1 protein-coding gene is annotated in these 608 nt (G+C 29.6%); it reads right to left on the bottom strand.

All coding sequences use genetic code 11. The features are described 5' to 3' along the window. On the bottom strand, nucleotides 1-416 hold a 416-nt coding region (locus CN514_RS24735), incomplete at its 3' end, for a LysR family transcriptional regulator (protein ID WP_141529531.1). Nucleotides 417-608: the final 192 nt, after the last annotated feature.

The raw sequence follows: 608 nt of genomic DNA, 5'->3' as shown, positions 1-608 counted from the left end.
ATTTCATTTTGAATAACTCTTTCCTCTATATTATCTGACATAATGATCTTCATTTGTAAATAGGGATGAATTCGATGAAGCTCTAGGAAAATTACGGACGCAAGCTGACTTAACTCTTCCGACATTGCACCAATGATCAGTTTACCCCTTTTTACTTTTTGAAGCTCTTCAATTTGTTCATAGATATATTTTATATTAGTGAATATTTTTTCGGATTCTTCTTGTAGAATTTTACCAGCTTCTGTAATGGCAATTTTTTTACCTAAGCGATCAAATAAACGTATTCCTAATTTATCTTCAAGAGCTATTATTTGACGGCTTAAAGCAGGTTGTGATATTCCTAATTTTACTGATGCCCTTGTAAAATGTAATTCCTCACAAATGGCCATAAAGTATTCCAATTCTCTTAATTCCAAAATTCACCTTCTATCTATATTAGATTATTTTATTAATGGGCTAAAACTTATTCTTACTTAATAATTGTCGTTATCAAAAACTTTACTAAATAAATTTTTGATTAAATTAATTAAGAGAAAAAACAAATATGAAGTTAAAGTCAATTATTTGGCACCATTCACGAACAACGGACAAGGTTTCCACGATGCTAG

It is taken from the genome of Bacillus sp. AFS001701 (assembly GCF_002559405.1).
In the GTDB taxonomy this organism is placed as follows: Bacteria; Bacillota; Bacilli; order Bacillales; family Bacillaceae_G; genus Gottfriedia.
Note: the sequence above shows the minus strand (reverse complement) of the source record. Positions and strands in the feature narration are given on the sequence as shown.